The organism is Leptospira terpstrae serovar Hualin str. LT 11-33 = ATCC 700639 (genome assembly GCF_000332495.1).
GTDB classification, from domain to species: Bacteria; Spirochaetota; Leptospiria; order Leptospirales; family Leptospiraceae; genus Leptospira_A; species Leptospira_A terpstrae.
On sequence record NZ_AOGW02000016.1, the window covers coordinates 132,231 to 149,227 of the forward strand.

The 16,997-nt window shown below is 38.7% G+C and carries 18 protein-coding genes; 7 read left to right on the top strand and 11 right to left on the bottom strand.

Annotated elements, in window-relative coordinates; translation table 11 throughout:
* Positions 1 to 69 precede the first annotated feature (69 nt).
* Positions 70 to 1,506 carry a pyruvate kinase gene (gene pyk / locus LEP1GSC203_RS15930; protein ID WP_002975041.1) on the top strand — a complete coding sequence of 479 codons (1,437 nt, stop codon included), beginning with the start codon at positions 70 to 72 and terminating at the stop codon, positions 1,504 to 1,506.
* On the opposite strand, the gene LEP1GSC203_RS15935 is transcribed toward pyk, so the two are convergent.
* The 7 genes from LEP1GSC203_RS15935 to LEP1GSC203_RS15965 form a co-directional block, all read right to left on the bottom strand.
* Positions 1,499 to 2,749: an aminoacetone oxidase family FAD-binding enzyme gene (locus LEP1GSC203_RS15935; RefSeq protein ID WP_002975096.1), complete on the bottom strand. Its 1,251-nt coding sequence runs from the start codon at positions 2,747 to 2,749 to the stop codon at positions 1,499 to 1,501. The two genes, pyk and LEP1GSC203_RS15935, sit on opposite strands and share 8 nt — an antisense overlap.
* A 2-nt stretch (positions 2,750 to 2,751) precedes the next feature.
* A complete protein-coding gene (locus tag LEP1GSC203_RS15940) occupies positions 2,752 to 3,174 on the bottom strand; it encodes a VOC family protein (RefSeq protein ID WP_002975124.1) in 423 nt (140 codons plus the stop codon).
* A gap of 8 nt (positions 3,175 to 3,182) precedes the next feature.
* Positions 3,183 to 4,367, bottom strand: a complete 1,185-nt coding sequence (locus tag LEP1GSC203_RS15945; RefSeq protein WP_002975075.1) for a sterol desaturase family protein — start codon at positions 4,365 to 4,367, stop codon at positions 3,183 to 3,185.
* 139 nt (positions 4,368 to 4,506) lie between these two features.
* Positions 4,507 to 5,118 (bottom strand): ABC-type transport auxiliary lipoprotein, LBF_0736 family, encoded by a 612-nt coding sequence (locus LEP1GSC203_RS15950; protein WP_002975162.1) that lies wholly within the window; start codon positions 5,116 to 5,118, stop codon positions 4,507 to 4,509.
* Between the two features lie 5 nt (positions 5,119 to 5,123).
* Positions 5,124 to 6,071, bottom strand: coding sequence for an MlaD family protein (locus LEP1GSC203_RS15955; RefSeq protein WP_002975098.1), 948 nt, complete (start codon positions 6,069 to 6,071; stop codon positions 5,124 to 5,126).
* Positions 6,068 to 6,835: an ABC transporter ATP-binding protein gene (locus LEP1GSC203_RS15960; protein WP_002975019.1), complete on the bottom strand. Its 768-nt coding sequence runs from the start codon at positions 6,833 to 6,835 to the stop codon at positions 6,068 to 6,070. The genes LEP1GSC203_RS15955 and LEP1GSC203_RS15960 overlap by 4 nt, the downstream gene beginning before the upstream one ends.
* Positions 6,832 to 7,956, bottom strand: coding sequence for an MlaE family ABC transporter permease (locus tag LEP1GSC203_RS15965; RefSeq protein ID WP_039938232.1), 1,125 nt, complete (start codon positions 7,954 to 7,956; stop codon positions 6,832 to 6,834). Before LEP1GSC203_RS15965 ends, LEP1GSC203_RS15960 begins: the two co-directional genes overlap by 4 nt.
* An 87-nt stretch (positions 7,957 to 8,043) precedes the next feature.
* Here LEP1GSC203_RS15965 and LEP1GSC203_RS15970 point away from each other — a divergent pair, with 87 nt between their 5' ends.
* From LEP1GSC203_RS15970 to fliE, 6 genes are all read left to right on the top strand, one after another.
* A complete protein-coding gene (locus LEP1GSC203_RS15970) occupies positions 8,044 to 9,132 on the top strand; it encodes a helix-turn-helix domain-containing protein (protein WP_039938233.1) in 1,089 nt (362 codons plus the stop codon).
* Between the two features lie 113 nt (positions 9,133 to 9,245).
* Positions 9,246 to 10,106 carry a sterol desaturase family protein gene (locus LEP1GSC203_RS15975; protein WP_002975079.1) on the top strand — a complete coding sequence of 287 codons (861 nt, stop codon included), beginning with the start codon at positions 9,246 to 9,248 and terminating at the stop codon, positions 10,104 to 10,106.
* A gap of 300 nt (positions 10,107 to 10,406) precedes the next feature.
* Complete coding sequence (locus LEP1GSC203_RS15980; protein WP_002975013.1) at positions 10,407 to 11,264, top strand: SDR family NAD(P)-dependent oxidoreductase; 858 nt, start codon at positions 10,407 to 10,409, stop codon at positions 11,262 to 11,264.
* A gap of 443 nt (positions 11,265 to 11,707) precedes the next feature.
* Positions 11,708 to 12,139, top strand: coding sequence for a flagellar basal body rod protein FlgB (gene flgB / locus LEP1GSC203_RS15985; protein WP_002975016.1), 432 nt, complete (start codon positions 11,708 to 11,710; stop codon positions 12,137 to 12,139).
* Positions 12,140 to 12,149: 10 nt separating this feature from the next.
* Complete coding sequence (gene flgC / locus LEP1GSC203_RS15990; protein ID WP_002975027.1) at positions 12,150 to 12,611, top strand: flagellar basal body rod protein FlgC; 462 nt, start codon at positions 12,150 to 12,152, stop codon at positions 12,609 to 12,611.
* A gap of 104 nt (positions 12,612 to 12,715) precedes the next feature.
* A complete protein-coding gene (gene fliE / locus LEP1GSC203_RS15995; protein ID WP_002975092.1) occupies positions 12,716 to 13,081 on the top strand; it encodes a flagellar hook-basal body complex protein FliE in 366 nt (121 codons plus the stop codon).
* 15 nt (positions 13,082 to 13,096) lie between these two features.
* Here the strand turns inward: fliE and LEP1GSC203_RS16000 are convergent, their stop codons facing one another.
* From LEP1GSC203_RS16000 to LEP1GSC203_RS16015, 4 genes are all read right to left on the bottom strand, one after another.
* Entirely contained in the window at positions 13,097 to 13,525 is a 429-nt protein-coding gene (locus LEP1GSC203_RS16000; RefSeq protein WP_232225917.1) for a hypothetical protein, read from the bottom strand.
* A gap of 13 nt (positions 13,526 to 13,538) precedes the next feature.
* Positions 13,539 to 14,471 carry an MBL fold metallo-hydrolase gene (locus tag LEP1GSC203_RS16005; protein WP_002975073.1) on the bottom strand — a complete coding sequence of 311 codons (933 nt, stop codon included), beginning with the start codon at positions 14,469 to 14,471 and terminating at the stop codon, positions 13,539 to 13,541.
* Positions 14,472 to 14,532: 61 nt separating this feature from the next.
* Complete coding sequence (locus LEP1GSC203_RS16010) at positions 14,533 to 16,137, bottom strand: glycerol-3-phosphate dehydrogenase/oxidase (protein ID WP_002975129.1); 1,605 nt, start codon at positions 16,135 to 16,137, stop codon at positions 14,533 to 14,535.
* A complete protein-coding gene (locus tag LEP1GSC203_RS16015) occupies positions 16,134 to 16,985 on the bottom strand; it encodes an aminoglycoside phosphotransferase family protein (protein WP_002975063.1) in 852 nt (283 codons plus the stop codon). Before LEP1GSC203_RS16015 ends, LEP1GSC203_RS16010 begins: the two co-directional genes overlap by 4 nt.
* Between the last annotated feature and the right edge of the window lie 12 nt (positions 16,986 to 16,997).

Genomic DNA, 16,997 nt, shown 5'->3' on the forward strand with positions numbered 1-16,997 from the left:
ATGACACAAGTCAATTCAAACCGTACAATTTACTTGCAGGAAAAAACAAAAAAGCTAAGAATAGGGTCTATGCCGGTAGACGAAAAAATCCCCAACAAACGCACCAAAATTATCTGTACCATCGGTCCCGCATCTGCTAACCGCGAAACTATCTTAAGTCTCATCTATTCGGGAATGGATTTGGCAAGGATGAACTTTTCTCATTCTACCCACGACTACCATAAAGAAATCTTCGAGTTGCTACGAGAGTGTGAACAAGAATCTGGTAAATCCATTGGTATCCTTGCCGACTTACAAGGCCCCAAAATTAGAACAGGGAAGTTGGGAACGGGGCCCTTGGAACTAAAAACGGGTGATCAAATCACCATCAATAATAAATCCGATTTCCTCGGCACAGAAAATGAGATTGGTTGCACCTACCAATACATCCTAAATGACATTGACGTAGGACACAAACTATTGATTGACGACGGCAAACTTTCGTTTGTCGTAAAATCCAAAACTAAAGAAAAAGCAGTTTTGGAAACAGTAATTGGAGGTACGTTAAAAGATAACAAAGGAATCAACCTTCCAGGAACTCCAATTTCGGCACCAGCTCTTTCAGAAAAAGACATAGAAGATTTACAATTTGCACTATCTTTAGGTGTAGATTATATTGCATTATCCTTCGTTAGACGAGCGAGCGATTTAGAGATGGCGCGTCAGTTTATGAAAGACAGTTATGCTGGCCTTATTGCAAAAATCGAAAGACCCGAAGCAATTCAAAATATTGAAGAGATTATAGACAATTGTGATGGAATCATGATAGCTCGTGGTGACTTAGGTGTGGAGTTAGATACACAATATGTTCCCATCATTCAAAAAGAGATGATTACAAAACTCAACCAAAGAGGAAAACCAGTAATCACCGCAACACAAATGTTAGAAACTATGATCGACAACCCACGTCCCACACGTGCGGAAGCAAGTGATGTTGCCAATGCTGTAATGGATGGAACAGATGCTGTGATGTTATCTGGGGAAACAGCTTCGGGAAAGTATCCAGTGGAAACGGTACGAACCATGACAAGTATCATCCAAGCTGCTGAAGAATCAGAAATTTATTTATCACATTTGAGAAATATGGATCGGACCGAATTTGAAGTCGAACGAACTGCCCTTGGTAGTGCTGCAGAATCTATTACTAGGTCTATCAATGCAAAAGCTATTATCAATTTCACAAGGTCAGGATACTCCTCCCTACTCTCTTCAGAGTTTCGTCCCTTAAAACCAATTTATTCATTTACACCTTTTCTTGGTACAGCAAGAAAGATGCAATTGTTTTGGGGAGTGGAAGCCTATGTGATGCCTATGATGGATAAGTTTCCAGATATGATTGCCTTTATGAGTAAAACTCTTAAATCAGAAGGAAAATTAAAATCAGGAGATACTGTTGTTATTTTGTCTGGTGCTCCAGGATCTGTGGCTCAGACTGTAGACTTCATCCAAATCCATAAAATCAAATAACGATTGTTTTGCGAATGCCTCGGGCTGCCAGTGTTGCGGTTGTCCAGGCATTCTGAAAATTAAAACCACCTGTAATTCCATCTACGTCAATAATTTCACCAGTCAAATAAAGCCCAGAACAAAGTTTGCTTTCCATGGTTTGGAACTGAATGTCCTTTCTGGAAACCCCTCCCGCTGTTACAAACTCTTCTTTAAATACTCCTTTGGCGACCATTCGAAGTTTGGATTGAGTTAACGAAAGACTTAAAGTCCTGATTTCTGACTTTGAAATTTCGGAGTAACGTTTGTTAGCTTGTATTTTGGATTCTTTTAAAATCCAATCCCAAAACCGAGAAGGTAGTTTCCATTCCGAATCGGGAGCCAATTTATCTGCCGGTGTTTTCTCTTTTTTTGATAAATAGTCTTCTTCTAAACTTTGAGTTGATTTTCCACCGATCCAATTTACAGAAAGATCCACTTTGTAATCAGCTTCAAATAATGTGCGAGCTTCCCAAGCAGAGAGACGAAGGGCACAAGGCCCACTTAGCCCCCAATGTGTAATCAGAATAGGTCCTTTTTGAGGTTTTCCTTTCGGCAATACTTTGAGTTCACAATGAGGAACCACAAGGCCTGTGAGCTCCATAAGATCTGTATTTTCTAAAGTCAAGGTAAAGAGTGAAGGAACAGGAGTGATGATTTTATGTCCTAACTTTTCAAGTATACTCCAAACCTTTCTGTTGGACCCGGTGGCTAGAAGTACAATATCAAAATTATCTTCCACTCCTCCTTCCCATAGAATCTTAAATCCTTTGGATTGATCTGAAACTTGGTTAGAATAAATTCCAACTAACCCTTGTTCAAAGTGAATTGGAATTTTTTTTAATTTTAATTCATTTAAAAAACATTGGATTATGGTATCCGAACTGTCAGTAGTAGGAAACATCCTGCCATCAGCTTCAGCTTTGAGTGTTACCCCTTTTTTTTGAAACCAGGCAATTGTATCTTTTGGTTGGAAAGCTTCTAATGCCCACCGAAGTTCCTTGTTTCCCCTGGGATACCTATCGGATAGAAGTTCTGGATCAAAAAGATTATGGGTAACATTACATCTTCCACCACCAGAAATTCGAAGTTTAGAAAGTGGTTCTTTCGACTTCTCAAAAATCTGAATATCACATAACCCCTGTAATTCTTCATGAATTTGTAAGGCAGCAAAACAACCGGAAGCTCCAGCTCCTATGATTGCAATTTTTGGTTTTTTTGCCAATCCTACCACTCACCTGTATTTTGCATGGAAACCCAAGGTTCTGCTAAAGGCAATGGTTTCCCTTTTTGGAGAAGTTCTATGGAAATTAAATCAGGTGACCTAACAAATGCCATACGACCATCCCGAGGGGGACGATTGATGGTAACTCCCATTTTTTGCATCTGCTCGCAGGTCTCATAAATGTTATCTACTTCATAGGCAATGTGTCCAAAGTTTCTACCTGAAGAATAGGGTTCGGTCTGACCCCAGTTGTAAGTGAGTTCGATCTCGGGTGCATCTGCTTCCCCGGTTGATAAAAATACTAGAGTAAATTTTCCCTCAGGATGCTCATTCCTTCGAGTGATTTTAAGTCCAAGTATCTCCACAAAAAAATGAAGGGCCCGATCTAAATCCAAAACGCGGATCATTGTGTGTAAATATTTCATCTGTCTTACTATAAGAAAAAATAGACCAAAAGCACAAGCCAAGAAATAAATTTAGGAATTTCATAGGGAAGCCAATCTTTATTTCCCTCTAATAGCCTCCCTAAAGAAACGAAGGAAAAAACCAAAAGTACAAAGACAGAAGCAATTTCTCCAAAAGAAAATAGATGCATACGTTTCAAAAAATACAAAGTGAAGATTGTGGGAACCAAAAATGAAATCAGGAGGAAGGACCGATACAAAACATTTCCAGACTTACGCCTGTATTGTGGTTCCAATGCCTTATATGCAATTTCTCCTCTGTGATGGCTCAACCATACTTTAGGATCTTTCACACCTCGATCCATAGGGGGCTGCAGATCATCAGGCCTTACAGAAGGATAAGATAAAAAGGAAATTAGTCCCTGCCACTTGTTTTTTGTAAGCATTAAATCAGAAAACAAATCTCGAAACACATGTAGTTCAGCCGTCACTGGATCATAAGTACGGAGTTGTGAAACAAGTCCATACCTTGGTTCTTTGATTTCTTCACAAAAGGTTCCGAATATTCGATCCCAAAAGATAAACACTCCCCCATAATTTTTATCTATATATTCAGGATTCATTGCGTGATGAACTCTATGGTGAGACGGTGTGACAAAAACAAATTCGAACCATGCCGGCAATTTACCAATGGCACGAGTATGAACCCAAAATTGGTAAGTACGGTTCAAAGCATCGATGATTAAATAAGATTCTACGGGAAATCCAATAAGTGCCAATGGCAAATAAAAAAGTCCAATCCCGATATTACGAACAAAGGATTGCCTGAGAGCTACTGATAAATTAAATTCCTCACTGGAATGGTGCACTACATGAGAAGCCCACAAAACTTTAATTTCATGGCTATAGCGGTGTGCCCAATAGAATAAAAAATCAAGTAGAACAAATAAAATAATCCAATGCGCAGGCGAGTTTGATGATAAAAAACCTTTGGAAAAAAATTCTGACCCCCAAGAGATTTGATACAAAGCGTTATAAACAAAAACCAAAGCAAGTAAAATAACGCCATCAAAAATGCGACTGAGGACTCCTAAACTTAAGTCTGCCAAAGAATCTTCGTAAAAATAATAATCCTGTTTTTTAAACCGAGTATAGAAAACCTCAACCAACATAAGTAGAATATAAATAGGGGCAATGGATTCAATGAGTCTCATAGGGTATCCTTAAGTCACTATTATCTATACTGGTATTATTTGAAATGCAACCTCGTTTCTAGTGATATGATCCTAATGTTTCGCAAAAAAAACATCCAAACAAGAACGTTATTTTATCAGAAAGATCGAACCCTTAGAATTATTTTAATTTATTACTTAAATCTAAATTCAATTCATTGAATGCATTGGTAAGTCCTTGATTCCAACCAAGGACCAGAGCTTCTGGATCTTTTTTCTCAATGGACTGGATTTGTTTGTATGTTTTTCTAAAAACTGGTGTAGAGATTGAATCTTTATCCTCATACACAACAACTTCAAATTCAATAACAGCCTTTGGTTCTTTGGTTCGGAAATCTCCATACATTTGAGATAAGTTCAGTTCTATAAAATGGGTAATATTTACCCTGGTATGCATACTAGCATCCCATTCAAAGTTCCCCGATTTTAAAAGCGAACGAACGAACTCTTCTTTAAAGTTGTGCGCAGGAGGGATAAAGAACCCATTATAATAATCTGATTCATAGACTGCATTTTCTTTGCGATAAACAAACTCTTTTCCCTCAAATCTCTGCGAGATAAAAACCTTACGCACAATGAAAGATTTTGGTTTAGATACAGAAAACAATTGTTTGGTGTCACCAGCTTCAATCAGAAAGAACCTTTTTTCAGGAAAGGTTTTACTAACACCAAAACAGTCGTTAAGTAAAAAAAGTAATCCAAAAAGAAATATAGATCGTATAAATGATTTCATTATTTTTATTTCCAGAGTTTAGACTTGTTTGGTGCTTCTCCGAAGAGAAACTGAGAAGGATATTTTTTAGCATTAGCAGTTACTTCTTTTAAGTCTTCAGAAGCAATTCGCAAATTTTCAATCGATGTTGAAATATCACCTTGGTTGGAAGCAAGTAGTGTATCCAAACGTTTTAAAGTTGTTTGTAGTTGTGTCACAGATGCGTCCAATTTTTTGGGTAACCCTTGTGTCTCTGGACTAGCGATGAGAGCCTTTACTTCTGCATTGGTTTTTCTTAGGTCAACCAAAAGTCCTGTGGATTCACGTGCTAAGTCTCCGAGTTTGGCTTCCTGGATAGTTTGATTTAAGTTACGGATCAGTTCCCCTACACCCAAAAGAATTTTATCTACATCTGCTTTTTCTACTTTATCAAAAAACTTATCGACTGAGGCCGTAAAACGAGAGATGGTGCTTGGCGCTGACGGTATATAAATAGTTTTTGGTTCCCATTCAATAGATAATGGCGGATTTTTTTCAGGATTAAGATAATCTACCTCAAGATAGGCAGTTCCAGTTAATCCTTGTGAGGCGAGACGAACCCGAAGCCCAGTTTGAATCATTCTTTTTACTGTTTTCTTTAAATCGTCGCCGTATACTCCTTTTACAAAGTCGGGGACAGACATTTTAATTAATACATACCTGCCGTAACGAAGTTCCGTATCCTCGGTGAGTTTATCCGAATATTCATTTTGTACAAAAGTAATTTCTTGGACAGTGCCTACCTTTACACCACGGTGTTTGACCGGGGACCCAATATCCAAACCTTGTACCGATTCATCGAAATAAGTTTCTAAACTTACGGATCTTTGAAAGATATTGCCTGCTGTAAATACTATCAAAAACAAAATGAGAGTAAAAAAACTAACAAGAACGAAAACCCCAACTTTAAAATAGATTTTACTTGATTGGTTCATAAAGGGGAACTCTCCTGTGGTATACGATTAAAGAATTGTTTTACAAATGGATCTTTTGATTTCTCTTTCAAATCTTTTGGTTTGCCTTCGGCAATGATCCCTTTTTTGGTTTTATCTAATACGATCACTCGGTCTGCCATAGTAAATACAGAAGGTAATTCATGTGTCACGATCACAAAGGTAACGCCAAGAGTCCTCGACAAACGAATGATTAGATAATCTAACTCAACACTAGTGATGGGATCAAGGCCAGCGCTTGGTTCATCTAAAAATAATATTTCGGGATCCATAGCCATTGCGCGTGCAATGGCAGCACGTTTTTTCATTCCACCGGAAAGTTCTGCTGGATAAAGATGAGCGAAAGGAAAAAGACCTACCATTTTTAATTTGGTCATTGCTATTTCATTCATGATGGCAAGTGGCAATTTCGTAAATTCTTCCAAAGGCAAACGAATGTTTTCGAGTAAAGTCATGGAACCAAAGAGTGCACTTTGTTGGTACATTACTCCAATTCGATTCCAAATTTCTATTTTCTTTTTTCCTTCCGCCAATACTATATCATCTTCATCAATCCATATACGGCCGCTAAATGGTGATGTTAATCCAATCATATTTTTTAAAACCGTAGACTTTCCACAACCCGAACCTCCGAGGATTCCAAAAATTTCTCCTCGGTTCACTTCAAAAGAAATATCTTCCATAATCACAGTATTGCCATATCCAGTGGTTAGGTGTTCTACTCGAATGATTGGTTTTTCTTTCATATTTTTAAGTAAAAGTATAAGACGGAAAAAATTCCATCTAAGATAGAAACAAGTATGATGGAACCAACCACTGCGGAAGTGGTTGATTCCCCAACAGCTCCTGCTCCTGATGCTGTTTTTAATCCTCGGTAACAACCAATGGACGCAATGATCATTCCAAAAAAATAAGATTTTAAAAGTCCACCTAAGATATCTGAAAGTCCCACCGCAAGATTCACTTGGTTGATAAAAGTAACGAGAGGAAATCCGAAACTAATCAACACAACTGCTCCACCAATGAGTCCAAACAAATTAAATACAATAGTAAGAAGTGGTGTCATCAGAAGGGAAGCCACCAAACGAGGAATAATGAGAAATTGTACGGGAGGAAGTCCCATCGTAGTCAATGCATCGATCTCTTCAGAGACTTTCATCGTTCCAAGTTCTGCTGCAAAGGCAGATCCTGACCTTCCCGATAAAATAAAAGCAGTCATCAAAGGACCAAGTTCTCGAAACAAAGAAAGACCCACCAAGTTTGCTACAAAGATTTCCGCACCAAACCTTCTCATAGGAATTGCCGACTGAAAAGACATGATGAGACCAAGCAAAAATCCTATCATCGCGATGATTGGGAATGCATTCACACCCATAGATTCCGCAACACGAAAAGTGTCCTTCCAACGAATTTTAGATGGATGTAAAAAAGAACGCCAAAAAGAAACCGTTAGTTCCCCGGTAAACGTGATTAAGTATTTAAACTCTAACAATGAATCAATGGTAAGTTTCCCGATTTTTTCAGATCTTCGAAGAGCGTTTGCTAGTATTTCTTTATTTTTTTTACTATCATCTTCAGCAATACTCAGTCGGTATTTGAATGCATCACCTAATCCATACAATGCGAACTGAATTCGTCTAGTTTCGCATTCCACTCGAATTAATTTTAAAAAAGAAATACCAGAAGTGTCTGATTCCTGTAAATTTCCAGCATGAACGGCGACGTTACGCGGTGGATTTTTTTTAAGGATTTCGAAAAATGTGGTCCAATCTTTGCCAGTTTCTTTGGCAGTTAGGACTGCAGGGAGGTGGATCTCTAAGGTGCTACCTTCCCTCAAAAAGGAGGATTGTCGTTGAATGGTATCCACGTTTCATACGTAATTCTAATTCAGAACGAACCCTAGGCAAGTGATTTTATTTTACAATCCAATCGATTGATTAAAAGATGAACCATAGTGTGGAATCTAACAAGTCATTTGATTGCTTTTTCTGCCGGACTTTCCTTGCTCTTTGCTTGGGGAGAATTCTTGCGAAAAAACAGCACAGGACAAACCAAAGTGCAAGGAATGTTATTTCTCTTTGCCGCCATGTTTCAGGCACATACCTATTTTACATCCACAGGCCTTTACCAATTTTTCCCTCATTTTTATCTCATCCATTTACCCTTCACCGCCTGTATTGGAGCACTTCTTAGGCGCTACTTCTCAGAACTCTGGGATGAAAGTCCCAATGGAAACCGGTTTTCTTACTGGGAATTAATTCCTGCAGGGATTGTCACTGTTTTACTCATTCCCTTTTATACATCCTCTGGCGAAGATAAAATTGCACTTCACACTCGCTATTTGAAGGAGGGTGTTCCACTGCTTTTTCAAATTACGATTCTCATCGCAGTTTCACCCATATTTTATGCGGCTTTTTATGTCTTCACTAACATGGTTAAATACATTCGTTTGGACAGATTCAGAAATTCAGCTCACCTTCGTTTGGTGGGTATTGTAGTCGGGATTGGTGCCTTTTCTAGTTTAATTGGAATTTATACTTTATTTTTCCACCAAAGGCATGGATTGGAAATTGTCTCCACATTCATCGCCTTACTCCTCATTGGTGTTTACCTCTTGCGACAAAAAAGTCCAGAATTATGGGGAGAAGTGCAGAGAATTGTCATCGAAGAAAAGAAGTATCAAACCTCGCAATTGGGCGGATTCAATTTAGAGAATCTTCAAAACCAACTAAGACAACTAATGGAAGTGGAAAAAATCTACAGAGACGAAAGTATCAATTTAGAAAAGTTGGCCATAGAGATGAATCTTTCAGAACACCAACTTTCTGAATATTTGAACCTCCACGAAAAGAAGAGTTTCTTTCACTTGGTGAATCACTATCGTATCGGGGAAGCTAAAGAACTGTTTTCGTTACATCCGGAAAGAAACATCCTAACAATTGCTTACGATGTGGGGTTTCCTTCCAAATCAACATTTTATGACGCATTCAAACGAGAGATAGGTACTAGTCCTAGTGAATTTAGAAAATCATTGAAACAATGATCCGAATGGACCCGTTCGGAATCATTTTTTATTCCGACTTTACCGATCCGGTCGATTTGGAGTTTGATTTTTGTTAGAATGGATTCATTCGTAAGTGTTGTTAGGAGATTTGTATGTTTGGTGGACCAGTTCAGTGTGAATTAGTTTTAGATTGTGTTACCAAAATTGGATTTGCACAAGGGATTTTGAATTTCCTACGTTATTATCCAATTGCAGGGTTAGCTTTTCTTTTATTCTATGTTTGGCGAAAGGATTTTTTCGAAACCTACCGCATTCAAAAAGTATACCCGAAAGCCGAAAAAGTATGGAAGGAATTCCGTCAATCGGCTGTCACACTCGTTGTCTTTACACTCGTCGCTGTGACTAACATCACTTTAATGAAGGCAAAAATTGTTCCGAGTGCAGTGTACTTTGGACCAGTATCCGGATGGTCTGGGGTTGGATATATTTTCTTAAGCTTCGCTCTCATCACAGTTTGGCATGAAACTTGGTTTTATTGGATGCACCGATTTGCTCACCTAAAAAAAGTATACCCACATGTGCATTCCGAACACCACCAATCGGTAAACCCTTCTCCACTTGCCGCCTATAGGTTCCAAGCAACAGAAGCATTTTTAGAAGCCATATACATTGTTCCTTTTGTGATGTTTATTCCCATTCATTTTTATGTGTTAATCTTTCATACCTTCTATGCTATGGTTTTAAATATTTGGTGGCATTTGGGTTATGAATTTTTTCCGAAAGGTTGGGCCTCACATCCTATCACAAAATGGATCAATACCTCCACACACCACAACCTCCACCACCAGAAGTTCCAAGGAAACTACTCTCTCTATTTCAATGTTTGGGACAGGTTGATGGGAACTAACTTCCCAAATTATGAATCTTACTTTGAACATGTGACTGCAGAAAGAGATAGGAAACGAAAAGAGAAAGTGGCAAGTGCCAACGTCGATCGTGAAGTTTTGGTTTAGAAAATTTAAGGTTATAAGTTATCTTTGCTTATAACCTTTCAGTTACAAATGATGAATCAGAAAGAACTGGTGTTAAGTTTAAAATATTAACAAATACTTCTGGAAATTTAATTTCATCTTAGAATTATAATAAACATAAAACCAAATAACCCAAAATGAATGTGCTAAGATTCATGATTCAATAAATTTACCATAGCAGATATTATCCCTATAAAAAAACAAAACCTGAATCTGATTCCTTTTGAATAACCAGTTGACCTATTTCTCCTTATCATCCCTAACAGAGATAGAGGGGAAGTTATGAAATATGAATTGAAAGACAAAGTAGTCCTAATCACCGGTGCCACTGGGGGGATTGGAGCTGCCTGTGCCAGAGAACTACATGCCAATGGCGCCAAACTGGTATTAACCGACATTTCTCAATCTTCAGTAAATGCTTTGGCATCAGAGTTTGCAAAGGAGAGAGTTTTAGCAAAGACGATGGATGTAACCAATTGGGAATCCATTAAAAAAGTAATCAAGTTGACTGTCGCTACTTTTGGTAGACTTGATATCACCATTGCCAATGCTGGAATCTCCTGGAAAGAATCCGCATACACTGTATTTAACTGTGATGAGGCTGAATTTGAAAAAATAATAGATGTGGACTTATTAGGTGTTTGGCGGTCAATCAAAGCGTCTTTACCGGAAGTAGTCAAAAACCAAGGCCAAATCGTAGTTACTTCCTCCATCTATGCCTTTACCAATGGAATGTGCAATGCACCTTATGCCACATCCAAAGCCGGAATCGAAATGTTGTCCCGCTCCCTTAGAGCAGAACTGGCTGGTAAGGGTGCAAGTGCGACTGTTTTATATCCTGGTTGGATCTCAACACCACTTACAGAAGGTGTTTTCGGTGGAGACAATCTAACAACAGAAATGCGGGAGATTGGATTTCCTCCTTACTTGAGAAAAGCAATCCCTCCTAAAAAAGTGGCCACAGCCCTAGTCAAAGGATTAAAGAAAAGAAGCCCAAGAATCATTGTCCCTGCAAGATGGATTCCTATCCAAATTCTCCGAGGGATAGTGGGTATAGTTTCCGATTGGTTTCTTGCAGAGAATTCAAAAATCCAGTCAATGCTTCTTGCATTGGAATCAAGGACCAAAAGAAGAAAGTAATTTTCAAAGGAAGGTGCATTTAGAAATCGCAAAAGTAACTTTTTGCAGTGGCCTACAAAGGTAAGTGACTTACTTTTTACAGCTGCTTTCAAAGGTAAGTGGCAAACTATCGAAAGTCTGTTTCCAAAGGGATGTTCCATAACTTTTACACCCACTTTCTTTATACAACGTGTCCATAATTAGGACTTGTTTGCTTTTCCACGGTCACCAAAAGCAAAGGAGATCATAGTCCTTTTTCGGCAACTTTCGAAAGGAACTGACTTTCAATCTACATTCACTTTCGAAAGAAAGCCACTTACCATTTGCACCTACTTTCCTACTCCGGTGACTCACCCAGACCAAATCTCAACCGAACTGACTTTCCTTTTTTCTCTCTGTGAGACATAAAATGCTTTAGGGGGAAGAAAATCCGACCGAAGGGGAGTGTAGAGAGGAAGAGAAATATGTTTGAAGCAACACATTTCATGAAAACTCAAGACCTTTTGGAACGTGGCCTTGGTGCGGCGACCCAAAGGCGAAAAGTGATTACTGATAATATCGCCAATGCGGATGTTCCCAATTTTAAACGCTCGGAAGTAGTGTTTGAATCTATGCTCAAACGAGCCATAGAGTCTGAGAAAATCGAAAAGGACAAAGCAGTACCGACAAAGATCACGAACGACCGTCATATAGAATTTTTTAAACCATTAGACTACCGCGATGCCAAACCCAAAACCAATTTGGATTATCTGACTACGATGCGTCCTGATGGAAACAACGTAGACATTGAAAAAGAAGTGGTCGAAGCCAATCAAAACCAAATGAGTTACAGCCTTATGATTGATAGACTCAACCAAAATAATCGCCTTCTCAACATCGTGATGAGAACCAACTAAGGAGTAAGTTATGGGAATGTTTGATTCTATTAATATTTCAGCGACAGGGCTTTCGGCCCAAAGACTCCGAATGGATGTCATTTCCAATAACATTGCAAACTCGACTACAACGAGAAATACCAATGGAGATGGTCCTTTTCGAAGAGACCGCGTCATACTAACACCGATTAACTTAAGAACCAATTGGAAAAGTCCAGTGTATCCTTTTGGTGTGGCTCCCGGCGAAGGCAAAGGGGTAAAAGTGATGAAAATTGAAAAGGACATGAGTCCTCTCAGGCTCACATATGATCCCACTCATCCTGACGCCATCCAAACGGGCCCCAAAAAAGGGTACGTGGAACTTCCCAATATCAACATCGTTACAGAGATGACGGATATGATCTCGGCATCCCGCTCCTATGAGGCCAATGTCCAACTCATCAATGGATCCAAAGCAATGATGAACAAAGCTATGGAAATCGGTCGGGCCTAAAAATCCGACCCAATCCCTTCCCAGCTTTCCCTTTTTTTAATGTGACATAATTTTTTTCTTTAGGTTTTCCCAATTTGGCCGATGAATAGAATGAGGAAACACCCATGGCCATTGATCGCATTTCCAATCTAAGTTCCCAAACCTACAAACCCTATTCCCTTCTCCCCCAAGGAGACAAGGTAGGAATCTTTCGTTCCGATGAACGCCACTATGGAAAAACGAATGAAGCTAAATCTCCTGATGAAGTAGCAGGGACTTTCGGAGATGCTTTAAAAAAAGCCTTTGAACAAGTGAATGACCAACAAGTAGAAGCAGATGAACTCACACAAAAAATTGTTTTTGATCCAAACTCTGTAGAACTCCACGATGTAATGATTGCTGCGGAAAAAGCTAGGATCTCTTTGACATTTGCAAAAACAATGTCTGATGGATTTGTAAGAGCTTACCGCGAACTAACAACACTTAGATAAACGATAGCCAATGGTTTATGGCGTAGGGCGACCAAACACGCGCTCTACGGCCTCGTATCGAATTTCAATTTTGTCACTCGGGCCTACGCGAACTCCTCGTTTCATTTGGACTCCATCCACTCTCTCTTCATTCACATACACCACCCAACCTTCGGACCAAGAATTTCTTTTTCCATTCACTTCCATAATTTCTTCCGTTCTATTGGTAGAAATAAAACGCATGGAAGGATCTTCTTTTTTAGATAATTCCGCAAGGATCAGTAATAAATCTTTTGATTCCAATAAAGATGAAGGGATGGATTTTGTTTCTTCATAATCCTCTGAGAAAAACTGAATTTGAATTTCAGGGGCTTTCGACTTTTTAGATTTTATGGGTAAATTACATTGAAGAAGGATTAAAACCATGCCGAGAGAAAAAACAGAATATAAAAGCTTTTGTTTCAATGGAAATGGACTTTTACCTTTTGAGTTCTGTTTTTTCAAAAGCATACACTAACCCTTGTGCATTTAAATTTACATCCAAACGCAATAGTTTCCAATCAGAATCCGTTAAGTGAATGGAATGTTTTGTTGCCAATGTTTGGATCATGGCTTCCACTTTTGATTCCATAAAGGACAACCTTTCCCCTTTAGCAATTCCACTCAACTGAAAGATGGCTTCCTGGCAAAGAGTGAGTCCTTCTTTTAAATCCTCTGCATTCTTTTTTAAGTCTCCAATCGGACCGAAATGAGTTAAATACGCTAAACTGGCCCCAGTTTCCAAAATTCTGTCGAGAGAACGAATGGCTTCCGCAAAATCAAAGTCAGTTGGTGTTGTAGTGGGAAAAATAAATCGTTTTCCATTTTCTAATTGTGGATAGGAGATTCCAAAGGAGTCTCCCGTGTAAATCCCATTTGTTTTTTGATCATAAATACAAAAGTGGTGGTTGGCATGGCCTTTGGTATACAAAAATTGAAAGGAATGCCCTTTCCATTCTAACCACTCCCCATCTTCCATTATGCGAATTTTTTCTTTTGGTATGGGTTTGATTTCTCCATATAAGGAATCAAAATTTTCTTTTCCATAAACCGAGGTAGCACTTTTGATGAGTAAACTTGGATCCATCAAATGTTTTGCGGTTTTCGGATGAGCAAGTAATATTGCATTGGGACAGGCTTCAAGAAGTGCCCAAGCTCCTCCGGCGTGATCCAGATGCACATGAGTGACTATCACAAAATCTAGGTTCTCTGGTTCTATCCCAAACGACTTCATCGCTGATAGAATCTTTGGAATGGCATACGTTGTATTGGTTTCAACAACAACACCTCGACCTTCTTCTTCTAGAAGATAGGCCGAAGCCACCTGATGGATGTTTGCATATTCGGTATCAATGGTTTGGACAGTACCCATAACCAATGATAAAACTAAATACTGTCACTTGTCAGCCGAAATTCCTAAAGGGGAATTGAATTCAAACAGGTAATTTTAAGATTTTATAAATTGTTTCTGTTTCTTTCCTTTTTGTCTCTTCTGACCACTTCCATTCCGCTGCTGCAACATCAATGATGGCCTTCATAATTTCATCAGAAAGAATCCCCAAAGTTCCAAGGCCTGTCCTTCTTAAAAAGATATCAGATAATGATTTGGCCATTTCGTAACGAATTACATAGACAACTTCCGCCAGTATTTCTCCATCGGGATTGAGAACGGCACTTAAGGTTTTGGTCTTTTTTGCCAATTCTAAAATCATCTCGTATTGTAAGCCGTAATGCCGGACCAAATAATCGATAGTCTTTTCAGAGAAATCCTTATTTTGTTTGATCGCACCTTGGATAAAAATTTCTACATTCGGGATTTGTGATGCGTATAAATATTGTTTTGCGGAAATATTGCCAGTGGCTTTTTTGGTTAATTTCTTTTTGATTCTTTTGAAAATTGATTCTGCAAAATTCCGACTCGTTGTATACTTTCCGCCAGCTGCAGTAATGAGACCTTCGACTCCATCCCGAGCATGGTCATACAATTCTGACCTTCTAGATGCAGAATAGGTATCATCAGAACTTTCAATTAATGGACGAAGGCCACCATAAGCAAAAATCACATCATCAATTGATAACTTCTCTTTGATATGAGATGTTTCATTGATATAATCAATGAACTCAAGTATACTTTCTCGAGTAAGTTTCCAATCTTCTACATTTCCAAAATAAGATTTTTCTGTTGGCCCAATCATGGAATGTCCTCTCCAAGGAGCAAAACTGAAATGACCTTTATCCCCTACATAGAGAGTCATTAAATTGGTTAGTTTTTTGGTAATGATATAAATTCCTTCGGACCTTTTCTTAGGGAGAGGTTGTTCGGTTTTTGGAGATTTAGAAAGTATATGATGAGTCCAGGGTCCTGAGGCATTGATTGTTACTTTGGAACGAATTTCGGATTCTGCATTGGTAAGTGCATCTCGAACGCGAATTCCCACAACGGCATTTCCTTTCCAAAGTAAATCTTCAACAACAGTATAGTTCGAAATTTTAGCGCCGTAAGCGACTGCCGATTTTAAAAAACTAAGCGTTAATCTTTCGGGACTCAAACAAATCGCATCATAAAAATAGGCAGCATCATCAAAGTCCCCCAAATTCTTTTCTAAAAGTTCCTTTCGTTTGAGGTATTTGTGATTTGGAATTTGTTTGGATTCATCCCAAGTCCACCTGCTATCAAAAGACAAAAGGTCATATACAAAAAGGCCAATCCTTGCGATGAGTCCCGGTTTTGGAAGCACCATAGGATAAGGATAAACTAAGTTAGGTGCAATGTTAGAAAGAATTCTCCTCTCCTTTAATGCTTCCCTCACTAGACCTATTTCAAATTGTTTTAGATAACGAAGCCCACCGTGAATGAGTTTACCTGTGGCAGCAGAGGTGGCTCCACCAAAATCTTTTTTTTCGACAAGAGCCACTGAATACCCACGACTAGCGCATTCATAAGCCAAAGTGGCACCGGTTATCCCTCCACCAACGATTGTGACATCGAATTCTTCCCCATCATATGATTCTATAAAACGGTCCAGTTTTAAATTCATACTTTACCACCGAGAGTAACCAAACGACTGATTTGTGATTTTAAGCTTTCTCTTTCGCTTTCAATATTCCAAAGCCCCAAACGAAGAATGAGGGCAGGCAATCTCCAAGCGGCAATTTCGGAATCAGTAATTCCACTGAGATGTTTATAGGCTTTGAGATAACCCTTTAAAATAAACTTTCGAATGAAGGTATAGAAAATGATTTTTAGTTTGGGAGTTCCCGGCCAAAGTTCGGCATCTGTGAAAAGAAGAAAAGTAAAAGCAACATCAGCCGCAGAATTTCCTTTTGCCGCAGTCATCCAGTCGATGATGATCTCCTCATTCCCCTGTACGATTACGTTTTCTGGATGGAAGTCCAAATGAAGAATGGAATTTCCATTCGGCAAACCTTGAATGTAAGATTTTGCTTTTGCTTTTTCTTCCGAATTCAAAAAGGAAAGAGGTTCTGATTTCAAACAAGATTCTAAAATAACTTTTATATCTTTATACTTATCTGATTTGATTTGATGAATCCCGTAGTGCAAACGAGCAAGTGTTCCCGCAATTCGGAAAAGTTCCAATGGATTTTTATCGGGAAGTTTTGTCAGAGAGATCCCTGTGATTCTATCAAAAATAAGTCCAAATCGATTTTCTACTTTTGCCTTTCCATAACACTTCATCTTTGAAGCACCTTTTCGATTTGCTTCAACAGTGTTCTCATACTCTAAATCAATTTCTGATTCCTTTGCATCTGGAAAAAATAATTTTAGAATTTGATTCTCTGGTAAAAGATATAAATCAGCTGACCTTCCGATGGCGAAAGGTTTTCCTAAACTCTCTTTAGTGAATTGAATGTTTTGTTTTTCCATACCCGATTTCCT

What these genes read in the sequence shown, in the direction of transcription:
- pyk (WP_002975041.1), top strand. Translation starts at nt 70, where the DNA reads ATGCCGGTAGACGAAAAAATCCCCAACAAACGCACCAAAATTATCTGT.
- LEP1GSC203_RS15940 (WP_002975124.1), bottom strand. Translation starts at nt 3,174, where the DNA reads ATGAAATATTTACACACAATGATCCGCGTTTTGGATTTAGATCGGGCC.
- LEP1GSC203_RS15945 (WP_002975075.1), bottom strand. Translation starts at nt 4,367, where the DNA reads ATGAGACTCATTGAATCCATTGCCCCTATTTATATTCTACTTATGTTG.
- LEP1GSC203_RS15950 (WP_002975162.1), bottom strand. Translation starts at nt 5,118, where the DNA reads ATGAAATCATTTATACGATCTATATTTCTTTTTGGATTACTTTTTTTA.
- LEP1GSC203_RS15955 (WP_002975098.1), bottom strand. Translation starts at nt 6,071, where the DNA reads ATGAACCAATCAAGTAAAATCTATTTTAAAGTTGGGGTTTTCGTTCTT.
- LEP1GSC203_RS15960 (WP_002975019.1), bottom strand. Translation starts at nt 6,835, where the DNA reads ATGAAAGAAAAACCAATCATTCGAGTAGAACACCTAACCACTGGATAT.
- LEP1GSC203_RS15975 (WP_002975079.1), top strand. Translation starts at nt 9,246, where the DNA reads ATGTTTGGTGGACCAGTTCAGTGTGAATTAGTTTTAGATTGTGTTACC.
- LEP1GSC203_RS15980 (WP_002975013.1), top strand. Translation starts at nt 10,407, where the DNA reads ATGAAATATGAATTGAAAGACAAAGTAGTCCTAATCACCGGTGCCACT.
- flgB (WP_002975016.1), top strand. Translation starts at nt 11,708, where the DNA reads ATGTTTGAAGCAACACATTTCATGAAAACTCAAGACCTTTTGGAACGT.
- flgC (WP_002975027.1), top strand. Translation starts at nt 12,150, where the DNA reads ATGGGAATGTTTGATTCTATTAATATTTCAGCGACAGGGCTTTCGGCC.
- fliE (WP_002975092.1), top strand. Translation starts at nt 12,716, where the DNA reads ATGGCCATTGATCGCATTTCCAATCTAAGTTCCCAAACCTACAAACCC.
- LEP1GSC203_RS16005 (WP_002975073.1), bottom strand. Translation starts at nt 14,471, where the DNA reads ATGGGTACTGTCCAAACCATTGATACCGAATATGCAAACATCCATCAG.
- LEP1GSC203_RS16010 (WP_002975129.1), bottom strand. Translation starts at nt 16,137, where the DNA reads ATGAATTTAAAACTGGACCGTTTTATAGAATCATATGATGGGGAAGAA.
- LEP1GSC203_RS16015 (WP_002975063.1), bottom strand. Translation starts at nt 16,985, where the DNA reads ATGGAAAAACAAAACATTCAATTCACTAAAGAGAGTTTAGGAAAACCT.